A 22,216-nucleotide genomic window follows, 5' to 3' on the forward strand; every position below is an offset into this window, starting at 1 on the left:
TATGGCAAAACCAGCAAAGCAACAACCGACTATCAATGAACTGGGCGGAAAGCCGCCCGAGTTCGCGGGTGATGATTCGACTGACGACGCTGACGAGTTGGAGGTTGTTGTCGTAAAAGGCCAGACTCTGCGCCATAGCGGGGAAACTCATGTGGAGAATAGCCGTTTATTCTTGCCGCATGATGATGCTGAACGACTGATTAGCCTGGGCGTGGTTGCTGATGTGAAAGTGTTACGGCAGCAGGCGGCTAGCACTATTGGCCCCTCAATCACTGTCGATGATGGTGTGAAGATAAATCGAGGTGGCTGATGGGTATCAACTGGGATCAGCATCTTCTTGCACCCCTACAAGCGGTATTTGGTGACCCGGTTGATTACCGGCCTGCTGGTGGTAAGCCAACTTATACCATCAGCGGCATCTTTGATCGGGCCTATACCACCATTGACCCGCTGGATGATGGCAGCACCATTAATACCACCAATCCCGTTTTAGGGGTTAGGGACAGTGAGTTTCGTTCACCACCTAAACAGGGGGACCGGGTATTTATTGGCATCGTTGCTAATGAACCGGTCAATACCTTGTTTGCTGTAGCAGATGTTCAGCCAGACAGTCACGGCGGCAGTAAACTCATTCTTAATCGGGTGAAACCATGAATACAGCGCAAGTCAGGAAATTGGTTGTTGATGCCATCATCGGAAATACTGACGCGGGAAACCGCGTCTACTCCCCGCGTGACTGGCCAACCACTGAGGAGATGTATCCGGTTATCTTGGTGCAAACCCTTATCGAGGAAAAACAGTCATTAGGCCGCAACGCCCCGCAGTTCAACACCATTACCACCGTGCGTATCACTGGCCGGCTGCAGGAACTTGACGGCGAAAATGAGAATGATGGGGCGAATAAGGCAGAACTGGCGCTCGAACGGTTGCGAGAACAAATTGAGCGGGCGGTGATAAACAGTTATGACCTCACTCGCCAGATACAGCAATTTGCCAAAGTGCGTTCAACCATTGATCTGGACTCGGGGGGCGAAGGTCATCTGGCTCAATTATTGATGGATCTGGATATCGAGTATTACCAAGGGCCGGAAGATTTCTACCCCATCGTGGGTGACCCGCTGCTGGGTATCGATATCACTATGGCCATGCCAGACGGCACCACCGAACCTGTGGTTTCAATAGACCTTTCGGAGTAAATCCCATGCATGTTAAACCCGTAGCCGGTCGCACTGTACGCGACCCGGTTAAGGGCACCTTTTTGCCTGAATCTGGCGCTGAGGTTCCCGATAATTCATTTTGGCGTCGTCGCTTAAACGACGGTGATGTGGTGCGCGAACAGCCTAAAGAGGCTAAACCTGCGCCAGAAGCAACCAAAGCGGAGAAAACCAAATAATGACTATTCCTTTTACTAATATTCCGAGCAATCTTCGGACACCGCTTTTCTTCGCTGAGTTTGATAACTCACAGGCGAATACGGCAACAACGACGCAGCGTACGCTAATTATGGGGCAGATGCTGGACGAGGGGACTTTACCGGCAGATATGCCCGTACTGGTTTCCTCAGTGGCCACCGTCGCGGGACAATGCGGCGCAGGTTCAATGTTGCATGGTCAGATGGCGGCTTATCTGGCTAATGACACTGCCGGTGAGATCTACATTTTGCCGTTGAGTGATGCTACCGCAATGGTTGCTGCAACAGGTAAAATCACAGTTACCACTCAGGCATCCGCGACCGGTGTTATCTCTTTGTATATCGCCGGTATTCGCGTACAGGTTGCAGTCGTGGCAACGGATGAAGTTGCTGCGGTTGCCACTGCTTTAACGGCCGCAATCAATACGACTGCATCTCTACCGGTCACGGCAGCGGCTGTAGATGCGGTGATCACACTCACCGCCAAAAACAAAGGCACACACGGTAACACCCTTGATTTACGGCTGAACTATTTGGGTAGCGCCGGTGGCGAAACAACGCCAGATAGCCTGGTACTGACATTTACACCCATGGCGGGTGGCGCGGGCGCACCTGAACTGGATGATGCCCTGGCTAATTTGCAGGATCGAACCTTTGATTTCATTATCAATCCGTACACGGATACGGCTTCGTTGAATAAAATCAAAGAGTTTCTGTCAGACAGTACCGGTCGCTGGAGCTACGCAGAGCAGTTGTACGGTCACAGCTTCGCTGCTCAATCGGGGACTTATGGCCAACTGGCAGCCGCAGGTGAATTGCGTAATGATCAGCATGCTTCTCTGTTGGGGGTAAATGGTTCGCCAACACCGAGTTATATCTGGTCAGCGGCTTATGTTGGTGCTATTGCGCAAAGTCTGCGTAACGACCCCGGACGCCCGCTACAAACGTTGGCAATCAGTGGTGTACTGGCTCCCCCACTGGCCAGCCGCTTTACCCTGACCGAGCGTAATAACCTGCTGCACAGCGGGATATCCACGGTCACTGCCGCCGACGATGGCACGGTACAGGTAGAAAACATCATCACCACCTACCAAAAGAACAAATATGGCGCGGAAGATGACAGCTATTTGCAGATTGAGACCTTATTCCTGCTGATGTTTGTCACTCGATTCCTGCGTACCCAGGTAACGTCGAAATTCGCCCGTATGAAGCTGGCGGCCGATGGCACTCGTTTTGCACCCGGCTCGGCGATTATCACCCCGAACGTGATCCGCGCTGAATTGATTGCCCAGTACCAGACGTTGGAATTTAACGGCTATGTGCAGGATGCCAAAGGGTTTGCCAAGGGATTGAAGGTCGAAAAAAGCGCCAGTAACCCGAATAGAGTTGATGTGCTGTGGACCGGTGTCCTGATCAATCAGTTGCGTATCTTCGCTGTTCTCAACCAATTCCGCCTCCAGGCATCAGCATAAGGATTCATTATCATGGGTGATACATCCAATCGCCTCGCGGGAACAGCTTATGTCACCGTTGACGGCCTGACCATCATGGTTGCGGGGCAATTTAAATACAGCCCCTCAAAATTCAAGCGTGAAACCCTGACGGGTATGGATGGGGTGCATGGTTATAAAGAAACCTTTAGCGCCCCGTTTATTTCCTGCCAAATCCGCGACAGTGGCGGCACGTCGATCAGCGATTTTAACGACCAGACCAATGTCAATATTGTCTGTGAACTGGCCAATGGCAAAACGATTATCGGCAGTGGTCTGTGGTCGGTAAATACCCAAGAAGTGGATAGTACCGAGGCGACTGCTGATATTCGCTGGGAAGGTGGTTCGGTATCGGTGACGGAGAACTAAGATGTCTGAATTAGAACGCACTAAAACAATCCCCCTCGTTAAGCCTATTTCTCATGAAGCCACTAAAACCACCTATGAGGCTATCGAACTCAGTGAGCCGATATTGATTCAGGTTCAGCAGTTTTATGACGAACAGGCTAAATCTGGTGCACTCAGTGCGATGGGACTGCTTATTTCGCTGGTGTCGAATGTACCGCGTGAAGCCATCAAAAAGATGGCTTTTACCGACTATAAAGCCTGTGAGGTCTACATGATGGGTTTTTTAGCCTACTCCCCCCAGGTGGAGAATGGGGTAACGAACTAGCAGATGTGACCTATTACTATGGGTGGGGGCCAGCAGATGCCTGGTCCCTGACCTATAGCCGATTACAGTGGTGGTATCAGCAGGCGGTCAGAATTAACAAGATGAAGGCGGGGAAAAATGGGTAATGCATTTGATTTTGAACTGACCGCGACAGATCAGGCGTCGGCCTCCATTCAGCGTATCGAAGAGGCCGTTAAAAATCTCATTCCTGATCTGGATAAAACCCGTGATGGACTTAAATTAGGGGGGCAGGGATCAGTTGAAGGTATTGACGACCTCAATGCTCGTCTAAAGGGAATGGGGCAGTTTGCGCGTGAAGGTGTGCAGTTTGTTGGTGATTTGGTGCCTCCGTTGAAAATGGTCGGTGAGATAGGCGGTAAGGCGCTCAGCTTTGGTGCGCTTGGCGCGGTTGGCTATCTTGGCGTCAAAGCCGCTCAGGGATTAAGTGCGGCTGCTGATTCGGCCTATTCGCTTGATGTTGCCGCCAAAAACGCCGGTATGTCAGTTGACAATTTTAGCCGTATTAGCGGTGCGATGCAGATATTGGGGGTGGATAGTGATACTGCCCGCCAATCTGTAGAAGGGTTGTACAAGACGTTTAATGACCCCTTGTGGGCGCGGAATGAAACGACACAGGCGTTGCTTGCTCAAAATGGGATCGTCATTGAACGCCTCAAAGATGGCACGGCAGATGTCTATAAAACGCTGGATAACGTTGCCAAGATATTCCCTAAACTATCGCCTCAGACGCAAAAAACGCTGGCGGATGCCATAGGGTTGAACGCGCCCCTTTTAGCATTAATGCGAGAGGGCGCCAGGTACAAAGAGTTACTGGCCAAATCGGATAGTTTGGGCTTAACGGTTGATCCAAAAGTTAATGCGCAACTGGTTGAATTGAATGCTCAGCTCAAGGAGGCCAGCGCGGCAATTGATGGTTTGATGGTCAAGGGAAAGATATGGGCCGCCAAAAAACTGTTGCCGGATGAATATATGGTCAAGGGAAGTGCTGCGACCCAACTTCATGATATGAGGATGCGCGAGAATGATAGCGGAAACTCGTTTGCACATGGTGATAAACAGAAAGATATTCTTCATCGGGCGCGAGTAGACGATAAATTCAAAGAGACATTATCGTTTAAAGAGAAAGCCTACTTAACGTTTGGATATCCAGATAAGGATTTTACCCAAAAATTAAATGATCAGTACGGTGCGGATTGGGAAGCGCAGGAAAAGAAACGGCTTGAGATAGAGAAGCAAAAAAACGTCGCTCCCGTTAAATCACCCTACATACTCCCCGGCGAAGATCAGCAGCAAGTGAGACTAAAACAGTTAGAGTCACAGTATAACCTCCCTTCAACCTTGCTTGATCGGGTCTACCTGAATGAATCTAACCGAGGTAAAAATCTAATATCACCCAAAGGTGCTGAGGGGCCATTCCAATTTATGCCAGCGACAGGCAGAGACTACGGATTAAATACGCGTGAAGATCGCATGGACTTTAATAAGTCCAGTGAGGCGGCGGCTAAGTATTTGGCCGGCCTACTAAAAGATTTTGATGGTGATGTTAATCAAGCCGTTGCGTCCTATAACTGGGGGCAGGGGAATGTCAAAAAGCATGGGTTGGGAAAAGCCCCTGCTGAAACGCGTAACTATCTCCAGAAGATTATGCCGGGGTTACCCGCTATTCATCCCCAACCAGGCGAGTTAAATACCGGCACCTCTGATATCAACGCGCTACCGCCAACATCCATAAATGCATCCCAGCAAAGTGGGAGAGACATTAATGATATCACCCAAGGTATTGGTGGAGATAAGTCAGAAATTGAAATTACGCTGATTAATGATAAGACAGGTGAACGTCACAAAATAGCTACCCAAAAAGGGGCTAAAATATCAACATCAATGAATTACTCGGGTTAATTTAATTGTATACCTGACATCTTCTAAATGTACTATTAATAGCTTAGTTAAACTGGTTGGAGATTCGATTGAAACATATTTTACTGTTGGCTATGTTCATGTCTTTTCCTTTGTTAGCAGAACCTGTTGAAATAGTGGCGGCTAGAAGTGCTGCGGGCATCTGGGGGCTTGGTTGCAACTATGGTAATTCTTATTTAAAAAGACTTATTAATGGAGAAGATAGAGATGAAGCAATGGCTTCAGAGCTTCATAAGCTGGATGAGAAAATAAAAACAACCATCTCATTTTATGAAAAAGGAAACTCTGTTGATAAAGACGGAAAGGCATTTATTTTAGGGTTATCCAGTAAGTACTCTATCGACGGATTTAAATCGAAAGTTCACGACGCCCCAATTAATTGTGAAGCTTCATCGAGAGTGGTTGAGATAAAAATTCTTAGATCGCTATTGGGTGATGCTGAAGCTAAAAACGAACTATCTGACTGGAATTATTATAAATATCAATAAATTATAATAAATCATCAGAGTGGTCAACCTGACCTAATGGTAAGCTGGCTACTAAAGTATTGAATCTCAGCCTAGTAATTCAAAAATGTAGTCACCTTATTGTGAACCCGCCATTGTGCGGGTTTTTCCATTTATGGAGGGAGTCAAATGTCACTGATCAGCAATGCACTTTCTGATTTATTAGGTACTGGTGGTGATAGTTGGCAATGGTCTGAACACCTGCACCCTGCCTCTTTTCGTGGTGTTCCTTTTGCTGTATTGACTGCTGAGGGTGTTTTTGGCCGTCGCCAGGCCATTCATGAATATCCTTATCGCGATACTGCGTGGATTGAAGACTTGGGGCGAGCGACTCGCCGCCTGACTATCCGTGGTTTTCTTATTCAGAGTAGTGGCCTTTATAACGCGCCTGACGTCATGACCCAGCGTGATTCACTGATTGCTGCCTGTGAAATGCCGGATGCGGGAACATTAGTACACCCAACGCTGGGTGAAATGACGGTCAGTATTCCTGAAAGTGGTCTTCGTCTGAGTGAAGGGGCTGAGTCAGGGCGCGTTTTTGAATTTACGCTAACCATTATTGAGTCGGGCTTACGGGTATTTTCTGTTACCAGTTCAGCAGATGCCGTTTCGTCTATTCAGTCGTCATGGTTCGGTCTGGCCACCAAGTCCGTCGCGACCTTTATTGCTACGGTCAAAGGTGAGATCCGTTCCGTCACTCAAACTATCAGAACACTAAAAAGTACAGCAGCATTCTGGGTAAACATGGTGAATTCAACCACCAGTGAGGCGACAAATCTCGGCAATGTCCTCCGTTCAACCCTTGGGCGTGATCGTTATGGCCGTTACAACCACGGTACCGTAGGCGGCAGCGTATCGGGGGCTACGGCATCCGTTAGTACGCAGAGTGACACAACGAACCTGTCCGCGCTGGTAGCTCAAAAAATGGCTGTTTCAGTCGAGGGGCGGGCCTCACTTGTTGCTGCTAGCGATGCATTGAAAGAGGCTGCGACAGTAGAGGAACATGCCAACGCTGTTCTTGCTGTCGTGAATGCCATCTTGGCCAGCGGAGCCAGCACCCTTGATTTAATCCGCATGATGCAAGAATTAACGGAAGTTGATGACAACACTTTTCGACCTAACCCCAGTGACAGCAATACCGCAGCCGCCAGCTACCAACTCATTATTGTGTTGTGCGCCGGTGCGATGGTGTTTGCTGCTTCGCAATATCAACCTGAAAGCTATGACGATGCGGTCGATATATTGACGCGAGTCTGTGATGTCGTAGACGGTGCGGCGCTTTCTGCGGCTGACAGGGGTAATGACGAGGTATACCAGGCACTAAACGATTTGCGCGGTTCAATCGTCACGCTGTTGCAGCAGACCGGAGCGAACCTGTCTCGCGTTGATACCGTCAATTTTAACCGATCACTACCCGCGCTTAATCTTGCCAATCGGCTATATCAGGATGCGCGGCGAGGTGACGCGCTGGTGAAAATGGCTAATCCCATTCACCCGGCATTTATGCCAGTCCGATTTAAGGCGCTGAACTCATGAGTGATGATCTGACATTGCGCATTGGTAATAAATTAATCACCGGTTGGGACAATGTTCGGGTCACTCGCAGTATAGAGCGGTTACCCAGTGACTTCAGTCTGTCATTGATGGATCTTTATCCGGGGAGTGATAACCAGCAGTGGGTTAATCCAGGTGCTCCTTGCGTGGTTAATTTAGGTGATGATGTTGTTCTGACAGGCTACATAGACCGTTGGGCACCGATGATCAGCCGTAACCGCCGCGAAGTGAGGGCGACAGGGCGGAGCAAGTGCCAGGACTTGGTTGATTGCTCCGCAGAGTGGTCAAACAATGTGATCAGCCAATCAACAGCGCTACAAATAGCCCAACGATTGGCGCAGCCCTACGGCATTACGGTGACGACTGATGTGACCGACTTGGATATTGTCCCCCAATTTACATTGAACTGGGGTGAATCCTCTCAGGAAATCATTGACCGCATCACCCGCTGGGCGGCATTGCTGTATTACGACCTGCCAGATGGGAACCTCTATCTGACTCGGGTGGGGACGCGAAAAGCGGCCAGCGGTGTCGCGCAGGGCATCAATATAGAAGACGCTGCGTATAACTCAGGAATGGACCAACGATTTTCTGATTACATCGGTGTATCGATGTCGGTGAGCCAACTTCAGGAGCAGGTTCAGGATGCGGGATACGGTTCAGTTACGTTAGCCCGGAGCCGCGATCCAGAAGCGGCCAAAATGCGTTATCGCAACCGCATTATCATTGTTGAAAGTACCATGAAAGCCCTAAAACTGGCTCAGCAATGTATTGATTGGGAAATGAACCGCCGTTATGGACGCTCTAAAGAGCTGCTGGTGACTGTTGATAGTTGGCGGGATAAAGACGGAAAATTGTGGGAACCTAACACGCTGATCCCCATTGATTTACCTATTTTTGGTTTAAAGGATGAACTCTGGCTGCAATCGGAGGTGACCTACCTCAAAGACGATCACGGCACTGCTGCGCAAATGGTCCTGATGCCCCCGGAAGCCTTTACCGTCCAACCTTATCAGTTTTATTCAAATCTTATGGAGTTAAACCAACGATGAGTGAATCAGGGCAATTCGCCAAATTATACCGCCAAATAAAAATGATGATCGGGGTAGGGCGCGTCACGGGCAGCAATGATGGTGGCACCGTTCAAACAGTCCAATATCAAACACCGCTTGAAGTGCGTGATGATACGCCGAGATTGGCTGAATTTGGTTTTTCATCGGGGCTTCCCGCTAATACTGATGTTGTTATTGGTTTTCTGGGAGGTGACCGATCAAGCGCAGTTATTATTGGCTCAAATCATCAGTCTTTTCGCCACACCGGACTCAATACGGGTGAAACGGTGATTTATTCGCAATGGGGGCAATACGTCAAGTTAACTGAAACAGGCATTATTATTGAAGCCAATGGCCAGCCGGTCACGGTTAATAATGCGACTGAGGTGACGATTAATGCCTCGGGAAAAGTACGGCTAAATACGCCGTTATTAGAGGTTAGCGGCGATATTGTCGATAACGCAGACAGCAATGGCACCACACTGAAAACCCTGCGCGAAGCCTATAACACCCACAATCACCAACTTAAAAATGTTCAGGGTGGTAGTTCGACATTAACCAGTGAAGTGACGGGCAAGGTGGTTGAATGACAACAGATATCAAAACAGTCTGGGAACCGGACAAATTGCTGGGCGACTGGCAAACCGGCGGCGGTGGCTTGCTGGAGGGTGATGATTTAGAGACTGCCATTTTAATTAGCCTGTTCACGGACCGGTTGGCCCGTAGTGATGATGCTATCGATGGCGATGACCGCCGAGGGTGGTGGGGTGATACCGGATCAGCGTATCCGATAGGTTCCCGTTTGTGGTTGCTTCGCCGCGAAAAACTCACGACTAAAGTCGCGTTAAAGGCTGAGGACTATGCTAATGAAGCTTTGGCCTGGCTGGTTGATGATGGCGTGGTGACCGCAATAAGTACCAATGCTCAGATAGTGTTTCCCAACCGATTAAATCTCATTATCAACTATCAACAACCGGCTAAAGCACAGGCTTCAGTTAAATTCTCATGGGTATGGGAGACCTAATACATGCCATTTAATCGCCCCACATTAAGTGAACTGCGCCAGCGCAACCTGTCTTATATTCAATCAGAACTCAAGACAGGCGGTAATTTATTGCGCTTCTCCAATATCGGTGTGATCAGTGATGCTGATGCCGGAATGGCGCATTTACATTATGGTTATCTGGATTATATCGCGCTGCAATCCACGCCTTATAATGCCACTGACGAATATCTTGCCGCGTGGGCTGCGTTGAAAGATGTTTTCCGCAAACCCGCCAACCCTGCAACTTCTCCTACAGTCGAGTTTAGTGGGACCGTAGGCCGTATCATTAGCGCCGGTAGCCTTTTAAACAGGGCCGATGGTTATCAATACAGTCTCGACCATGAGTTAACACTGGGGGCTGTTGGTACCGCCACCGGTTCAATCACTGCTGTACTCCCCAGCGTATTGGATGACACTACTGGCGGCGGTATCGCGGGGAATGCGGATGCCGGAACGTCTCTTACACTCGACGTTGCAATTGATGGTGTCCTGTCAGTGGCCACAGCGATAGTTAAGATATCTGGCGGCGCTGATATTGAATCAGAAGATGCTTTTCGTTCTCGTATGTTACTGGCCTATCAAAATACCCCGCAAGGTGGCAACGATACCGATTATCGAAATTGGGCGTTGGCCGTGCCTGGTGTGACACGTTGTTGGGTGAAGCGTCGCTTACAGGGGGTAGGTACGGTTGGCATTTATATCATGTGCGATGGCAATGATTCAGGTGGTTTTCCGGTCGGGACTGATGGCGTCTCTCAGCTTGAAGAGTGGGGCGCAGTAAAAGCAACGGGTGATCAGGGGCGTGTTGCAGATCATGTCTATCCCTTACAGCCCATTATCGCCATCATTTATGTTTGCGCACCGGTAGCAGCACCCGTAAATTTTGTGATTAGTGGCATTTCTACGGCATCCAGTGAAACTACCTCGGCAATAAATACGGCTATTGATGAGGTGTTTTTTACTGAGGGTGAGCCGGGTGGAAAAATTTTATTGTCGTCACTGCTGCTGGCCATCGGTGATGTTGCAGGAACCGGTGGTTTTATTCTTGATTCACCGACGACTAATATTCAGCTTGAAACCGGTAAGTTACCTGTCCGGGGAACGGTGACCTATCCATGAGTCGATATTCTGTTAATGAATATACCGCCGCTCTTCAAGCACTAATGCCTGGTGGTCTGGTTTGGCCCCGACAACTTAACGGTATTCAAACCAATACTTTACGCGCACTAGCCCAATCCTTTCAACGTAGCGATGAAGATGCCCGTGATTTGCTTGATGCGGCTTTTCCATCAACAGCAACGGCAATGCTTCCTGAGTGGGAAGCGACGCTCGGATTACCTGATTTATGCGCGATAGGTGAGATTGACAGCATTATCCAGCGGCAGCGGGCCGTAGTATCCAAACTGTTTGGTATTGGTGGGCAGTCTGTTACTTATTTTATTCGTGTTGCGGAGGCATTGGGTTACTCCATTGCTATCACCCAATACCGGCAAGCCTGTGCCGGGATGTCCGTTTGTGGTGATGCTTTAAACGGTGACGAGTGGCCCTTCACCTGGCTGATTACCGCACCAGAAACCACCATCAATTATGCCCAGTGCGGTTTAACTTATTGCAGTGATCCCCTGCGTTCGTGGGGAAACAAACAGCTTGAATGTCGATTAACCGTATTAAACCCTTCTCATACCATCCTTAAATTTGGCTACGTTAGCTAACTAATCAATATCTATTAATTTAAAGCGCCTTTCCTGGCGAGGATTATCTATGCAAAAAATTGGCGATATACCGAATACGCGTGCTGACAGTAATGGCGAATTTACCGACGGCAATGTTGCTGGTGGTGTTCCACCTACGATATTGCCAGCAGAGTGGTTTAATACCATTCAGCGTGAATTAATGAGTATTCTAACAGCCGCTGAAATAGAGGCTGATAGTGATACGTTTAATCAAGTGCTTTTATCGATACAGAAGCTGATTGACGAGGGAATTCCTGATCTTAAAGACGCCTCATTAACCCAAAAAGGGATTGTCCAATTAAGTAATGCAACCAACAGCACTAGCGAAACACTCGCCGCGACCCCTAAAGCTGTTAGAGCGGTTGATGTTGCGTCGTTAAAAATTGCCAATAATTTATCTGAAATTAACACCGCTGGCCCCGCTGCTGTTGCTGCAACTCTCGCAAACCTTGGTTTGGGCGACGCAGCAAAACAAGGGGTTGCGACTAACGCACAAATGGCAGCCGGTACCGCAACAAATTTGCTGCCAACTGTCGCAGCGGTCATGAGTCTATTTAACAAACGGACTTTCACAGCGAATGACTATATTCGAATCCCTGATGTTCCTGGCGGGCTGATTGTGCAATGGGGTCTGGTAACGTCAGGGGCCAGCGGCGATGCCCCATGGATTTACCCGACGCCATTTCCAAATTCGCGCTTGGGCGTGTGGGGGATATTTCACCGCTTTGGCGTCGCAGGTACGGATTTTCCGACTATCTCGTTCAACAACATTTCAGACCCCACGCCGAAAACTCTGACCAACTTTCACTTACGCGCTAATGGTGTAGCGGGTGCCTTTTCAGCATTTGTATTCGCAATAGGAAACTAAAATGACAACTGCTTATTTTTCACCATCATTGAAATCATTCATTCCTACAGCATGGAAAGAGGATGGAACTTACACTGAGGATTCGTGGCCCGTTGATGCAGTTTTGGCAACAGACGAGGAAGTCGCGATGTTCTGGAAACAGACGCCGCCAAATGGGGAAATGCTAGGCGTCATTGATGGACGTCCTGAGTGGGTAGATTTACCCCCTCTCACTCATGATGAGTTAGTCGCTAATGCTAATGCTAAAAAGAGCCAGTTAAAAGCGGTTGCTGACTCAGAAATTAGCTGGCGACAAGACTCGGTTGATGGGGGCTATGCTGAAGATAATGAAGTAGCTGAACTTGCAATATGGAAGAAATACCGAGTGTTATTGATGCGGACTGATACATCAAAAGCACCTGATATTACTTGGCCTTCGGTTAATTAATTGTGAAAGAAGAAGCCGAGCTATTAGGCCCGGCTTGATAACAGTGATGATTACTCATCTAATCTCGCGCTATAAGGCAATTCGATGAACTCAATGTAGCGCGGATCATCATCTTCAACTGCTACAATATTGGGCCATTCTTTTTTATCTTGCGGGCATGAAAACTCAGCCACAACAATCCCATCAACTATATTTACATGTTTCATATTGAATACCCCGCAGCATAAAAATAACAACTGAAAGTGCTGGTGCTACTGCTAACCGCAAGTGTAATAGTGGTTGGTGTGATAATAGGGACTTCACTGAAGTTTGATGTGTGGCTTTCTGTTGCATTCATATAATTAGCAATGCGTTGATTACCTATCGCGCCAGCCCCGCTTATGTCTGCTGAAATTGGCCCCGCAGTAGTTGATGACATTGTAATCGAGCCAGACACGCTGATTGCATTTCTTGGGATTACCCCACCCACGCTTATCGGAGAGCTGGCAACATTTGATGTAGTACCGTACATGGCTGTGTATTGAATTGAGACATGCCGCCCCTGCACTATCACAACATTAAAGCGCGATGATGCATCAGTGGGTACAACAGTTAGTAATGCTGAAGCTGTATACCCAGTTGGCATGGTTACAGCGCAAGTTTCTGGTACAGCTGCCGATGTCGCGTTAACAGCAAACAAGGCTGACACTTGAGTTGTCGGGTTGTAAATCGCATATAAAGCAACGAACCCACTGACAGGTGCAGTGCCTGTATTCATTCCTCCCGCGCCCGTTGTAGCCAGGTTAATTGTCTTGTTGAAATTAGCGAGCTTATATTGCAGCCCACCCAACTCCGTTTGGACAACGATTTCATCTGCCGTGAAAGTGGCTGTTGCCGATGCTGCTGTAACACTCATTTTTGCATTGCGTGACGTGCCGACAACCCCAGTTAACTGCGGCAGATGTACGACGTCGCCCAAACCAAGGTTTGCGAGACTATTGATACTTTAGCCATTCCCATAAAAGTGACACACTCCAATCATTTTTAATGGGGAATAAAACATGCTTATTGGCTATATCCGAGTGTCAACAAATGACCAAAATACCGAGTTGCAGAGAGCCGCTCTTATTAGTGCAAATTGCGAACAAATATTTGAAGATAAAATTAGCGGTAAATCATCAGACCGACCAGGTTTGAAGCGCGCAATGCGCACCATGTCGCAAGGGGATACATTGGTTGTGTGGAAACTTGATAGGCTGGGGCGTAGCGTTCGCCACCTAATTGGTTTGATTGAAGAGCTTAAAGACCGTGGTATGCACTTCCGTAGTTTGACCGATAGCATTGATACCAGCACTGCGATGGGCCGGTTTTTCTTTCATGTCATGTCAGCACTGGCAGAAATGGAACGCGAGCTAATAGTGGAGCGCACGCTTGCTGGCCTTGCTGTTGCTAGGGCTGAGGGCCGAGTAGGAGGGCGGCGCAGGATAATGACAACTGAAGTTGTTGCGCGAGCTAGACGAATGTTTGCAAATGGCGCAAGCATGCATCAAGTGGCTTTGGTGCTCGATGTATCACCTAAAACTATCTACAAATACATCCCAGCAGAAGAGCGTCACAGGTTAATATAAAAGTCATGTAAAATGAGAAAACCAATCTAGCTTTTGAATTATCAAACTATCTGAATCGTTTTCTCATTTTTTTAGGCGCGCTACACCGGGCTTAATTGCCCGGCCTATACATTCGCATTATTGGCTGGTGGCTTAAGGCTGGAGCCAATCATCAGCACTTTCCCACGTATCCTTCAAAATCTCTTCGACTGTATCCTTATCCTCACTGGATCCGCCAAGAACCGTTAACCCATCAGCCCCTGCAAACCTCACTTTTACGTCAAAATCGCTAAATTTACGGGTAAGGCGATTCGTTAATTCTTCGGTAAGTGCGTTGGTGTAGCCAGCCGGAAAACTCTTCGCGTTCAGCTTATCTATAGTCACTTCGACACGCAGCATAAATCCCCCCTCAATTAAATATCGATAACCAGCCACTGATCTGCTTCATCAAACATTTCCTCAACCAGTCGATTGAGAATAGCCTTATCACCTTTGCTGGCGTCGGTATTGATACCGTTCGCTTGCATTGGCTTAACCTTGACCTCAGCTTTAGGGAAGACACGGTGCACGCGCTTGGTTAGTTCAGCCAGGATCAGTTCATTGGCACCTGGTATCTCTTTCACGTTTCGCTTATCGTAAACCAGTTCAACTTTCATGATTTCATACCTCATTAAGTAACTGGTTTTTTATACAGTATATTGAATGGGTAGTTCAATCTGTTTTTACGGAAACCGATCGATAAGATACTAAATATTTACTTCTTCACTTCGCCACTCATCCTTTTATAATGCCCACACTGACAGGTATACTCCGCTTTTAGCAGTGAACAATAAACCGGATAATAAACCGGATAAAATAAAGGGGCTGTAAGTGATAAGAATATTAAAATCAATCACTTGCACTATTTAATGCGCATTTTGCTGCGGAATAAATCATGGATTGGTTTACGCTGGGCCCTGAGGTTTTAGGGATACTGTTTGTCGTCGCCTTATTGGCGGGTTTTATTGATTCCATTGCGGGTGGCGGAGGCTTGCTCACCGTGCCGGCATTACTGGCGGTTGGATTACCACCGGCACAGGCGTTGGCGACCAATAAATTGCAATCGGTCGGCGGGTCATTATCCGCCAGCCTCTATTTTATCCGCCGTGGGGCGGTGAATTTAAAAGAGCAAAAGCTGACCATTGCTCTAACACTGGTCGGCTCAATGCTGGGTGCTATTTTGGTTCAGCATATGCGGGCCGATATTTTGCGGCAAATTCTGCCATTGCTGGTGATAGGGATTGGTGTTTATTTTCTGCTCACTCCCAAGCTGGGTGAAGTTGATCAGCAGCGCCGTCTATCCGCACTACCCTTTGCCTTGATTGCTGGCGGTGGTATCGGTTTTTATGATGGTTTCTTTGGCCCCGGAGCCGGTTCTTTCTATGCGCTGGCCTTTGTGACGCTGTGCGGATTTAATCTGGCAAAATCCACCGCTCATGCCAAAGTGCTTAATTTTACCTCCAACTTGGGTGGCCTGACCTTCTTCATCGTCGGCGGCAAAGTAGTGTGGAGTATCGGGTTGGTGATGCTAGTAGGGCAGGTGTTGGGCGCACGCCTTGGTGCACATATGGTGTTGACCAAAGGCCAAAAATTAATCCGCCCAATGATTGTCGTGGTGTCATTCGTAATGAGCTGCAAGCTGCTGTATGACAGCCACGGTTCTGAGATCTCCTCCTGGTTAGGGTTACACGTTTTCGCATAACTTAAGGTATCAAAATAGCAGTGAGCCTGACTGTCGCTGACGATACCGCTCTTACGGACCCAAGTATGACCCATGATTATCAGCAATTAATCGATGTTTTTAATGCCTGTTTTAGCGACCAATATAATACCCGGCTGGTAAAAGGTGACGATGAGCCTATTTATCTGCCTGCCGATGACGAATTTCCCTATCATCGGGTGATTTTTGCCCATGGTTATTATGCCAGCGGAATGCATGAGATCTCCCATTGGTGTATTGCCGGTGAAGAGCGGCGCAAGTTGGTCGATTTTGGTTATTGGTACTGCCCGGATGGGCGTGATGCATTAACCCAGAGCCAGTTTGAAGTGGTTGAGATCAAGCCACAGGCACTGGAATGGATGTTCTGTGTAGCGGCGGGTTTCCCTTTCAACGTCAGTTGCGACAACCTGGAGGGGGATTGTGAGCCGGATCGCATAACATTCCAGCGCAAAGTACGCGAACAAGTGTTGTGGAATTTAGAAAACGGTATATCCCCACGATCTGCGGGCTTTATTCAGGCACTACAATCGTTTTACAATACGCCGCCGTTGGTAGCCGCGCTTTTCCCTTACCCGGAAGATCTCGTGTAGCTTGCAGCCTGGCTGTAACGCCATTATTTTTGGATATAGAATATAACCCAATAGATTTCAAGGTGTAGGAAGGCGGCAAGCAAGATACAAATTGGGTGTAAATCATTTTGAATAGCGCTTGCGCTGGCCCGCAGGGTGAGCCTCTGATGAGGCTCATAATCCCGATGAGCCCACGACGGTAAGTGATTCGGGTTAATGAATGCTGCCAACACACCTGCGCTTTGAAATATGACGGGTTATTGAGGAAAGTTGATGATCGCAGAGTTCGAAACGCACATATTAGCGCAGATTGATGACATGGTAGAGCACGCCAGTGATGATGATTTATTTGCCGGCGGCTATCTGCGCGGCCATCTGACCCTAGCCGTGGCAGAATCTGAAGAGTTTGGTGAACATACGGCTGAGCAGTTACATGCCCGCGTGCAGACCAGCCTGGAAAAAGCGATCAAAGCCGGGGAGCTTTCCCCACCGGATCAGGTTTTGGTATTGGGTTTATGGGATCGTTTACTTGAGCAAGCTATAAAATAGCGTTCATTGCTGGAGTCGCGGGGGGGGGTAGCGATGTTCGTTATTTGGCCTCGCCTCTGCGACTCCAATGACTTTGACGTCGCTGCAAGCCACCCCGCGAGCTGCCCGCTAAGATAACCTCGCAACGCGCTGTTGTACCGGCCTGCCTTTTAGCAATTTTCGAATCCAAAATCGATTGGGATTGAGTGCCGCCAGCGTCGGCGCATCTAATGGCTGCGGTTCCCCAAACATTTGTGCGGCCAAAATTTCTGCCACCAATGGCGCACTGCACAACCCCCGTGACCCCAAAGCTCCCACCATGAATAATTCCGGCCATACCGGCGCTGGCGCTATCTCATCACCACGCTGAATTTTGCGTGGCAGATCCTGATATTGTGCCAGTGTTGCAGCATAATCCGGTACCGCGCCCACCATCGGTAAGTGATCACGAATAGCGCAACGCACCCCGCAGCGCGCTTGATTATCACTGATATCAACCTGATGCGGCCAATTTACTTGTGGCAGACAGCGTAACAGGCGGTCCCGGTTCTCTTGCTGCTCATCGGCACGAAAATCAGTGGCAATATCGCCGCGCTGATAACTGGCACCAATACAGTGATGCTGGTTAGCCGGGTTCACTGGCGTCAGATAGCCGTCATAGCACAGCACTTGCTGCAACTGACTGAGTACTGAGGTCGTGGGAATGTGCGAGACCTGCCCGCGCACGGCTGACAGTGGCAGATGCTGGGTTTGTTGCCACTCAGCTAAGCGGTGGCCGGTGGCCAGCACCACTGTAGCATGTTGTTTCGCCGTCAGTGGTTGTTGGCTATCGATGGGTTGGGCACTGAGTTGCTGGAAGCTGAGCTGCCATTGCCCGTCAACATGCTCTAACTGACTCAGTTCATGCTGATAGTGGCATGCCATGCCTTTTTGTTGGGCCAGCAGCAGCAGCGCTGTGGTGAGGTCTGATGGGCATAACCAGCCTCCGGCGGGATAATGTATACCATCGTGGGCGCAATCCAGCCCCGCGAGCGCACTGAGCTGTTCACGGCTCATGGCTTCGGCGAATGACACCGGCCAGCTTATTTGCAGCATTTTATCAATCTTGCCACGGCTTTTTTCATCAAATGCCAATTGGCTGACACCGCACCATTGATGATCAAAATGAATGCCTTGTGCTAACAATTGATCATATTGGCGGCGGGCAAAGGTAAATGCGCTGGTGAAAAAGTTTTCCAGTGCATCATCTTTGCCGTTTAGCAGGGGATAGAGCGCACCTTGCCGGTTACCTGATGCACCTTGCGCCGGTTGTGCATCGGCGCAATAGAGCGTGACCTTGGCCCCACGGCGCAATAAGGCTAATGCTGTCAATGCACTGACGATACCGCCGCCAATGATCGCGATATCATCACAACGGACCGCGGCTGGCCGATGGTACCAAGGCGCTGAGGCTGACCCGATGCTTTGCGGCAATCTGCCCGTGAGCATTTCACGTTTTTGCCCAAAACCTTTCACTTTAGCTACGTCAAAACCTGCTTGTTGCAAACCACGGCGAACAAATCCGGCGGCAGTAAATGTGGCAAAAGTGCCCCCCGGCCTTGCCATCCGCGCCATGGCATTGAACAGCATATCATTCCACATATCGGGGTTTTTCGCCGGGGCAAAGCCATCAAGAAACCAGGCATCTACTTGATTATTCAGGCTGGCATCCAACTGGGGCAGTAAGGTATTGACATCACCAAACCACAGATCCAGAGTGATACTCCCCTGCGCTAGCAGAATACGATGGCAGCCAGCAAGAGGTAACGGCCATTGCGCGCGCAATTGTTCGGCAAAAAATGCCAGTTCTGGCCAGCGGTCATGGGCGGCAGCTAAATCTGCCACCTGTAGGGGGTATTTTTCGAAGCTGATATAGTGTAATCGCTGGAGTTTTGCACTGGCGTGTTGCTGTTTGAACTGAGCGAAATCGCGCCATAATGTCAGAAAATTTAAGCCAGTCCCGAAGCCCGTTTCGGCAAAAATGCAGTTATCCCACGGGTGTTGAATGAAACGCTCAGGGAAGCCATTCCCCTTAAGAAAAACGTAGTGAGTCTCTTCCAGCCCATCTTCATTGGAAAAATAGATGTCACCAAACTGTTCCGATACAGGTGTACCCTGTTCATTCCAGCTTAATGTCGCGGTTTGGATTGGGGGATGGCTCACGTTGAAAGACTCGTATCTCAAGGGGTAGGGCGATTCTAACTATGTGACCGGCCGCGTGCAAATCGTAAAATTATCTGGGTATATTACGCTGATCGGACTTGTTCGGCGTACAACTGTACGCTAAAGTGCGTTGCAAAATCCCGAATGTAAAATAAGTGGAAGAGGTATTGAATGAAGCGTGCAGTAATTACTGGCTTGGGTATTGTCTCCAGCATTGGTAATAACCAGCAGGAAGTTCTGGCATCTTTGCAGGAAGGCCGCTCTGGCATTACTTTCGCTCAGGAATTTAAAGACGCAGGTATGCGTAGCCACGTATGGGGCGATGTAAAGCTGGCATCTGAGCCTAAAGACCTCATTGATCGCAAAGTGCTGCGTTTTATGAGCGACGCCTCAATTTATGCTTTTCTTGCGATGGAAGAAGCGATAGCAGACTCTGGCCTGTCAGACGATCAGGTATCTAATTTCCGCAGTGGGCTGGTGGTGGGTTCCGGTGGTGGTTCACCCCGTAATCAGGTTGCCGGTTCTGATGCAATGCGTACCCCGCGCGGTTTGAAAGGTGTTGGTCCTTATATGGTGACCAAAGCCATGGCATCTGGTGTGTCCGCGTGCCTGGCAACCCCCTTTAAAATCAAAGGTGTTAACTATTCAATCAGCTCTGCCTGTGCGACGTCTGCGCACTGTATTGGCCATGCTTTGGAGTTAATCCAACTGGGCAAGCAGGATGTAGTGTTTGCGGGTGGTGGTGAAGAACTGTGCTGGGAAATGGCCTGCGAGTTCGATGCCATGGGCGCGTTGTCGACCAAATACAATGAAACTCCGGCTAAAGCTTCCCGTACTTATGATCAAGACCGTGATGGCTTCGTAATCGCCGGTGGTGGCGGTATGGTGGTGGTTGAAGAACTTGAGCATGCTCTGGCGCGTGGTGCTCACATCTACGCTGAGATTGTTGGCTACGGCGCAACCTCTGATGGTGCTGATATGGTTGCACCATCAGGTGAAGGTGCTGTTCGTTGCATGCAGATGGCAATGGCAGGTGTTGATACACCAATTGACTACATGAACGTACATGGCACTTCTACACCGGTTGGTGATGTGAAAGAGCTGGGCGCGATTCGTGAGGTGTTTGGTGATAACACGCCAGCTATTTCCTCAACAAAAGCCATGACCGGTCACTCTCTGGGTGCGGCGGGTGTGCATGAAGCTATCTTCAGCCTGTTGATGGTAGAGCACGGCTTTATCGCACCAAGCATCAATATTGAAAATCTGGATGAGAAAGCGGCAGGGATGAATATCATCACTGAGCCAACTCAGCGCGAACTGACTACTGTTATGTCTAACAGCTTCGGTTTTGGTGGTACTAACGCCACTCTGGTCATGCGTAAATACCAGAAATAAGGTCAATCGCAGATATTTCTGCTCATTGATACTGAGTCATTAAGGCCCGCGAGCAATCGCGGGCCTTTTTATTCGCTATAAATAAACACTTCTACAGAAAAATACTATAATCATCAGGTGATTAACCTTTTTTAGTAATTTCATCTTTTTGTATCAAAGAAGACTAGTTGATCACTGACTATTCATAAAAATATCTTATACTCAATAACCAAGGTAAATAACATTATAAAATGTAGGTGATTGAATATTAATGCGTTAGCTCTAATTTCAGCTATTTTTAATGTTTTTTATTCCTTTAAAGCCAAATTTGAAGTTAAAAAATCCTTGCCTGCTCAAAAACGTCAATTACAATATTAGAACAATAATTAAACAATTTTATTTTTGTCTTTTAATTTACCAACACAGCAGGGTAGTTCAATGAGCCATAATCCAAGTGATCAGAAGGTTAAGATTGCCGATTTAAACGAGCGCGTTGTTCATGAAATTCTGGAAGTGATAAGTGATGGTATCTGGGATTGGAATGCCAACAATGGATTTGTTTATCGTAATACTGGCTGGTATGAAATGCTGGGCTATCCCGCCGATGCATTTGAAAATACAGTCCATACTTGGGAGAAAATCATCCATCCAGATGATTTTGACCGAGTGATGTTTCAGTTTGATGCCTATATTAATAATCAGGCCGAGAGATACCAGATTGAATACCGTTGCCGGACTCATGATGGCGATTATGTGTGGATTGAAGATCGCGGCAAGGTGATTGAGCGTAATAGTGATGGTTCAGTATCGAGGATGATCGGCGCTCACCGTAATATCCATGACAAAAAGCATCGTCTGGAAAAGTTAGAGTTAAAGAATAAATCTCTGGAAGCGTTAGTCGAAGAGCGAACCGTTGAATTACGCGAAACCAATTTCCGCTTACAACAGCAACTCGATATCAAAAAAAGTCTATCTGAAACAGATGTATTAACCTCTGCGGCTAACCGTTATTTGCTGGAAAAAGTACTCAAGCACGAATATAACCGCGCAAAACGATTTTGCCAGCCGTTGTCATTGCTTTCGTTGGATTTAGACAATTTTAAATCTATTAATGATAAGTATGGCCATTCTGTTGGGGACTTAACCTTGACGCATATTGTTGATGTGATTAGGAATAATATTAGGGAAATTGATGTTTTAGGCCGTTGGGGCGGCGATGAGTTTATGATTGTGTTACCTAACACGCAATTAAATGAGGCTAAATGTATCGCCGAGAAAATCAGGCAACGTATCGAAACCATGCCCGTGGAAGGGAATATCAATGTGACAATGAGTTTAGGTGTGGTGGAGCTGGGGCAAAATGAAGCACAGGAACAACTATTAATTCGCGCAGATAAAATGCTCTATAACTCAAAAGCGGCGGGACGGAATATTATTAGCGGTTGATATTTTTCGAACGTAATGGCGCATTGATGTAGCAGCCTTTATTACCCGGCCTATT

At 48.2% G+C, this 22,216-nt stretch carries 28 protein-coding genes; 23 read left to right on the forward strand and 5 right to left on the reverse strand.

The genetic code is table 11. From position 1 onward, the window contains the following. Window position 1 precedes the first annotated feature (1 nt). The 17 genes from V1955_RS06535 to V1955_RS06615 all read left to right on the forward strand — a co-directional run bounded on the left by V1955_RS06535 (window position 2) and on the right by V1955_RS06615 (window position 12,697). The gene (locus V1955_RS06535; protein ID WP_442820679.1) at window positions 2–310 is read left to right on the forward strand and encodes a hypothetical protein; all 309 of its coding nucleotides are present in this window, start codon (window positions 2–4) and stop codon (window positions 308–310) included. Beyond that, complete coding sequence (locus V1955_RS06540; RefSeq protein ID WP_050134623.1) at window positions 310–654, forward strand: head-tail joining protein; 345 nt, start codon at window positions 310–312, stop codon at window positions 652–654. Before V1955_RS06535 ends, V1955_RS06540 begins: the two co-directional genes overlap by 1 nt. After that, window positions 651–1,196: an ATP-binding protein gene (locus V1955_RS06545; protein ID WP_442820680.1), complete on the forward strand. Its 546-nt coding sequence runs from the start codon at window positions 651–653 to the stop codon at window positions 1,194–1,196. The genes V1955_RS06540 and V1955_RS06545 overlap by 4 nt, the downstream gene beginning before the upstream one ends. 5 nt (window positions 1,197–1,201) lie before the next feature. Next, complete coding sequence (locus V1955_RS06550) at window positions 1,202–1,393, forward strand: DUF2635 domain-containing protein (RefSeq protein ID WP_145931972.1); 192 nt, start codon at window positions 1,202–1,204, stop codon at window positions 1,391–1,393. Next, window positions 1,393–2,883: a phage tail sheath subtilisin-like domain-containing protein gene (locus tag V1955_RS06555; RefSeq protein WP_442820681.1), complete on the forward strand. Its 1,491-nt coding sequence runs from the start codon at window positions 1,393–1,395 to the stop codon at window positions 2,881–2,883. The genes V1955_RS06550 and V1955_RS06555 overlap by 1 nt, the downstream gene beginning before the upstream one ends. Window positions 2,884–2,895: 12 nt before the next feature. After that, window positions 2,896–3,270 (forward strand): phage tail tube protein, encoded by a 375-nt coding sequence (locus V1955_RS06560; RefSeq protein ID WP_442820682.1) that lies wholly within the window; start codon window positions 2,896–2,898, stop codon window positions 3,268–3,270. Between the two features lies 1 nt (window position 3,271). Further along, complete coding sequence (locus V1955_RS06565; RefSeq protein WP_080608340.1) at window positions 3,272–3,574, forward strand: phage tail assembly protein; 303 nt, start codon at window positions 3,272–3,274, stop codon at window positions 3,572–3,574. A 117-nt stretch (window positions 3,575–3,691) separates the two neighbouring features. Next, complete coding sequence (locus V1955_RS06570) at window positions 3,692–5,494, forward strand: lytic transglycosylase domain-containing protein (protein WP_442820683.1); 1,803 nt, start codon at window positions 3,692–3,694, stop codon at window positions 5,492–5,494. Between the two features lie 68 nt (window positions 5,495–5,562). Beyond that, window positions 5,563–6,000 (forward strand): hypothetical protein, encoded by a 438-nt coding sequence (locus tag V1955_RS06575; protein ID WP_442820684.1) that lies wholly within the window; start codon window positions 5,563–5,565, stop codon window positions 5,998–6,000. 147 nt (window positions 6,001–6,147) lie between these two features. Next, window positions 6,148–7,554 carry a DNA circularization protein gene (locus V1955_RS06580; RefSeq protein ID WP_420072312.1) on the forward strand — a complete coding sequence of 469 codons (1,407 nt, stop codon included), beginning with the start codon at window positions 6,148–6,150 and terminating at the stop codon, window positions 7,552–7,554. Next, a complete protein-coding gene (locus tag V1955_RS06585) occupies window positions 7,551–8,624 on the forward strand; it encodes a phage baseplate assembly protein (RefSeq protein ID WP_442820685.1) in 1,074 nt (357 codons plus the stop codon). The genes V1955_RS06580 and V1955_RS06585 overlap by 4 nt, the downstream gene beginning before the upstream one ends. After that, window positions 8,621–9,214: a phage baseplate assembly protein domain-containing protein gene (locus V1955_RS06590; protein WP_420072310.1), complete on the forward strand. Its 594-nt coding sequence runs from the start codon at window positions 8,621–8,623 to the stop codon at window positions 9,212–9,214. Before V1955_RS06585 ends, V1955_RS06590 begins: the two co-directional genes overlap by 4 nt. After that, window positions 9,211–9,648, forward strand: coding sequence for a phage GP46 family protein (locus V1955_RS06595; RefSeq protein WP_442820686.1), 438 nt, complete (start codon window positions 9,211–9,213; stop codon window positions 9,646–9,648). Before V1955_RS06590 ends, V1955_RS06595 begins: the two co-directional genes overlap by 4 nt. Before the next feature lie 3 nt (window positions 9,649–9,651). Continuing rightward, complete coding sequence (locus V1955_RS06600; protein ID WP_420072308.1) at window positions 9,652–10,788, forward strand: baseplate J/gp47 family protein; 1,137 nt, start codon at window positions 9,652–9,654, stop codon at window positions 10,786–10,788. Then, entirely contained in the window at window positions 10,785–11,381 is a 597-nt protein-coding gene (locus V1955_RS06605) for a YmfQ family protein (protein ID WP_420072307.1), read from the forward strand. Before V1955_RS06600 ends, V1955_RS06605 begins: the two co-directional genes overlap by 4 nt. 49 nt (window positions 11,382–11,430) lie before the next feature. Then, window positions 11,431–12,270 carry a phage tail protein gene (locus tag V1955_RS06610; protein ID WP_442820687.1) on the forward strand — a complete coding sequence of 280 codons (840 nt, stop codon included), beginning with the start codon at window positions 11,431–11,433 and terminating at the stop codon, window positions 12,268–12,270. 1 nt (window position 12,271) lies between these two features. Continuing rightward, on the forward strand, window positions 12,272–12,697 hold the full coding sequence (locus tag V1955_RS06615; RefSeq protein WP_442820688.1) for a tail fiber assembly protein: 426 nt from the start codon (window positions 12,272–12,274) through the stop codon (window positions 12,695–12,697). A gap of 50 nt (window positions 12,698–12,747) precedes the next feature. On the opposite strand, the gene V1955_RS06620 is transcribed toward V1955_RS06615, so the two are convergent. Next, window positions 12,748–12,903 carry a hypothetical protein gene (locus V1955_RS06620; protein ID WP_193784628.1) on the reverse strand — a complete coding sequence of 52 codons (156 nt, stop codon included), beginning with the start codon at window positions 12,901–12,903 and terminating at the stop codon, window positions 12,748–12,750. Continuing rightward, the gene (locus tag V1955_RS06625) at window positions 12,900–13,592 is read right to left on the reverse strand and encodes a hypothetical protein (protein ID WP_420071772.1); all 693 of its coding nucleotides are present in this window, start codon (window positions 13,590–13,592) and stop codon (window positions 12,900–12,902) included. Before V1955_RS06625 ends, V1955_RS06620 begins: the two co-directional genes overlap by 4 nt. A 145-nt stretch (window positions 13,593–13,737) precedes the next feature. Here V1955_RS06625 and V1955_RS06630 point away from each other — a divergent pair, with 145 nt between their 5' ends. Then, window positions 13,738–14,304, forward strand: a complete 567-nt coding sequence (locus tag V1955_RS06630) for a recombinase family protein (RefSeq protein ID WP_442820689.1) — start codon at window positions 13,738–13,740, stop codon at window positions 14,302–14,304. Window positions 14,305–14,436: 132 nt separating this feature from the next. On the opposite strand, the gene V1955_RS06635 is transcribed toward V1955_RS06630, so the two are convergent. Together V1955_RS06635 and V1955_RS06640 are read right to left on the reverse strand one after the other, a co-directional pair. Continuing rightward, window positions 14,437–14,679: a DinI-like family protein gene (locus V1955_RS06635; protein ID WP_442821425.1), complete on the reverse strand. Its 243-nt coding sequence runs from the start codon at window positions 14,677–14,679 to the stop codon at window positions 14,437–14,439. Between the two features lie 17 nt (window positions 14,680–14,696). After that, complete coding sequence (locus tag V1955_RS06640; RefSeq protein ID WP_049607882.1) at window positions 14,697–14,939, reverse strand: DinI family protein; 243 nt, start codon at window positions 14,937–14,939, stop codon at window positions 14,697–14,699. 278 nt (window positions 14,940–15,217) lie between these two features. Between V1955_RS06640 and V1955_RS06645 the strand changes: the two genes are divergently transcribed. The 3 genes from V1955_RS06645 to V1955_RS06655 all read left to right on the forward strand — a co-directional run bounded on the left by V1955_RS06645 (window position 15,218) and on the right by V1955_RS06655 (window position 17,160). Then, on the forward strand, window positions 15,218–16,024 hold the full coding sequence (locus tag V1955_RS06645; protein ID WP_442820690.1) for a sulfite exporter TauE/SafE family protein: 807 nt from the start codon (window positions 15,218–15,220) through the stop codon (window positions 16,022–16,024). 65 nt (window positions 16,025–16,089) lie between these two features. Continuing rightward, window positions 16,090–16,632, forward strand: a complete 543-nt coding sequence (locus V1955_RS06650) for an elongation factor P hydroxylase (protein WP_083158215.1) — start codon at window positions 16,090–16,092, stop codon at window positions 16,630–16,632. Between the two features lie 252 nt (window positions 16,633–16,884). Then, the gene (locus tag V1955_RS06655; protein ID WP_005183422.1) at window positions 16,885–17,160 is read left to right on the forward strand and encodes a YfcL family protein; all 276 of its coding nucleotides are present in this window, start codon (window positions 16,885–16,887) and stop codon (window positions 17,158–17,160) included. Window positions 17,161–17,268: 108 nt separating this feature from the next. Here the strand turns inward: V1955_RS06655 and mnmC are convergent, their stop codons facing one another. Further along, window positions 17,269–19,341, reverse strand: a complete 2,073-nt coding sequence (gene mnmC / locus V1955_RS06660; RefSeq protein ID WP_442820691.1) for a bifunctional tRNA (5-methylaminomethyl-2-thiouridine)(34)-methyltransferase MnmD/FAD-dependent 5-carboxymethylaminomethyl-2-thiouridine(34) oxidoreductase MnmC — start codon at window positions 19,339–19,341, stop codon at window positions 17,269–17,271. A gap of 171 nt (window positions 19,342–19,512) precedes the next feature. On the opposite strand from mnmC, the gene fabB reads away from it, so the two are divergent. Together fabB and V1955_RS06670 are read left to right on the forward strand one after the other, a co-directional pair. Beyond that, window positions 19,513–20,736, forward strand: coding sequence for a beta-ketoacyl-ACP synthase I (gene fabB, locus V1955_RS06665; protein ID WP_083158217.1), 1,224 nt, complete (start codon window positions 19,513–19,515; stop codon window positions 20,734–20,736). 417 nt (window positions 20,737–21,153) lie between these two features. Then, window positions 21,154–22,161: a sensor domain-containing diguanylate cyclase gene (locus tag V1955_RS06670; RefSeq protein WP_083158218.1), complete on the forward strand. Its 1,008-nt coding sequence runs from the start codon at window positions 21,154–21,156 to the stop codon at window positions 22,159–22,161. Window positions 22,162–22,216: the final 55 nt, after the last annotated feature.

It is taken from the genome of Yersinia sp. 2545 StPb PI (assembly GCF_052217125.1).
Taxonomy (GTDB): Bacteria; Pseudomonadota; Gammaproteobacteria; order Enterobacterales; family Enterobacteriaceae; genus Yersinia; species Yersinia enterocolitica_E.